The organism is Paenibacillus sp. P3E (genome assembly GCF_001909045.1).
GTDB lineage: Bacteria > Bacillota > Bacilli > Paenibacillales > Paenibacillaceae > Paenibacillus_AQ > Paenibacillus_AQ helianthi.
On the sequence record NZ_LVWH01000088.1, the window covers coordinates 1 to 2,197 of the forward strand.

1 protein-coding gene is annotated in these 2,197 nt (G+C 49.6%); it reads right to left on the minus strand.

Annotation, left to right across the window (positions count from 1 at the left end):
- Nucleotides 1-147: 147 nt before the first annotated feature.
- The gene (gene ltrA, locus A3842_RS08875) at nucleotides 148-1,401 is read right to left on the minus strand and encodes a group II intron reverse transcriptase/maturase (RefSeq protein ID WP_178382318.1); all 1,254 of its coding nucleotides are present in this window, start codon (nucleotides 1,399-1,401) and stop codon (nucleotides 148-150) included.
- Nucleotides 1,402-2,197 lie beyond the last annotated feature (796 nt).

Genomic DNA, 2,197 nt, shown 5'->3' on the forward strand with positions numbered 1-2,197 from the left:
AGTAGGGTAAGACGAGGGATTACTCCCTCGGACTCCCCGTCAAACCGTGCATGCGGATTTCCCGCACACGGCTTTCCTTCGTCAGTTCCCCATCTTCAGGAGTGAGTTTCCTTCATCCGTCGCCGGATTGCTTATTTCACTCCTGAATTAGGAACGTGTGGTGAGTAAGCTTGTTAGAAATACCATTCCGGCTGATTCCAGTACTTTGTTTGGTATCAGCCGGTTTGACACCGTAGATCTCTTTTTGCGCATAAAGGCTCGCACCCTCATTCGCGTCCATTGATCCAGACGTTCAAACTTTTTCTTTACATTTCCTATCCCGAAATAGTTTCCAAATCCTCGGCTGATTTCGTTTAGCTTCCCCAGCATTCCGTCCAGGTTCTTTCCTTGTTGCCTGCACGTTGCCTTTCGGATTTTATCCTTATATTTCTTCACTTTCGCGTCTGGCAAGGCGATATAATCCCTCCGGAAGTCGAATCCCAGAAAACGAAATCCCTCATCGAAATCCACCACTTTTGTTTTCTCCGGGTGCATTCGCAGTCGCAGTTCTTCTTCTAATATCTTCTTTGCTGCCCTATACGCCTCTTGTGCCTGTTCCTTTGTCTTACATAGGATTACGGCATCGTCCGCGTACCTGACTACGGCAAATCCCTGCTCTTTCATGCCCCAGTCGAACGCATTCAAATAGATGTTTGCCAAGAGCGGCGAGATGACTCCGCCCTGGGGAGACCCGATTTCTGTTTCATGGAACTGATCATCTTCCATGACTCCCGACGTCAGCCACCCGCGAATGAGCGTCAGTACTTTTCCGTCCGAGATTCTTTCTTGCACTTTCTCCATGAGTCCTTCATGGGGGATTTCATCGAAGAAAGACACAATATCCAGGTCTACTACATGTTCATATCCATTACGTTTGGCCCGCCGGATGGTACGTATGGCTTGATGCGCCGAATATCCTGCTCGAAAACCAAAGCTATAGTAATAAAAATCCTCTTCAAAGATAGGCTCAATGATTTGGCGTACGGCTTGCTGACAGACTCGATCCCGAATCGTAGGAATGCCTAGCGGTCTTAATTTCCCATTTTCCTTCTCGATGTAATGCCGCCTCACCGGATCGGGAACGTAACGGCCCTGCTGCAATAACCTTTGGAGTTCCCTTAGGTTCGTGCTTACATTCTTCTCATACATCCCGATGCTGACACCATCGATACCGCCACTTCCTTGATTCTTTTTCACCGACAGCCAGGCTTCGTCCAGATTGTTCATTTGGTAAACCTTATCGATTAGGGAATAGTAACGTCTTTTCGGTTTCATTGGTGTTTCACCACCTTTACCGCTACTCACCAGGCTGGTCTTGTTTCCGTTACAGATATCGATTCCTTTCTTGTTCCATCCCGGCAACTGCGTGTTAGAAAAAAAAATTCAATCGCTCCTGCTGCCTTGGATGTACTCAGGTCGCCAGTTTGCCTCATTCCCCAAGCGCTCTCTCGCTCTCGGCGGGACTCACCCTCTCGGTCAAACCCTCGCTGGTTTACGGCGCTTACGATATCCACTCGCGAACACTCACAGTCTTTGACAAAGCACGTTCCCTTCGCCTCTGTCTCTCCTCTTTTGGAGTGAGAGCAGGGTATGCGGCACCACTTTTTTTTCTCTGGCTGCTCGCCTTCAAAAAAAAAAAAAAATTCCAGGCGCACACTCATCCGGGTTTTCTCCTCCAGACTGTTACCAGCTTTCATTGGCCCGGACTTGCTCACTACTACGGAACGATCCGCCATCTCGCAACCCTTCGGCTTGGTTTTCCCTTTCGGTTATACCGCCCCTACCTTGTTCGCGTTTGCATCAAGGAGACTACGAGACTTCCCTCAGTTATCTGCACCTTCTGTTCCATCCATCCTGACCCTAATCACGTCGATGAGTCTTGCAGGTCATTTCCCTTTGTGTGTTTTCCTGTAAGATATACGATTTCGTATAGGTTTCCCCGTTTTTACGGCGGGTCACCCAGCATCGCCGCCACCTCTGGTTCACTGCATTCCGGGCTGGACTTTGCCTGCAGGCCCTTCGGATTCTTCCTTACGGAAGACACCCTGCCCTTCCGGCAACCTTCGGTTGCCGGAAGTCTGCTTCGGCTACGGCACTTTAAAGGGTAAAGTCACCGGGTGGATTTGAACCACCTAGATAGTGCGACTGTGAGGCGCAC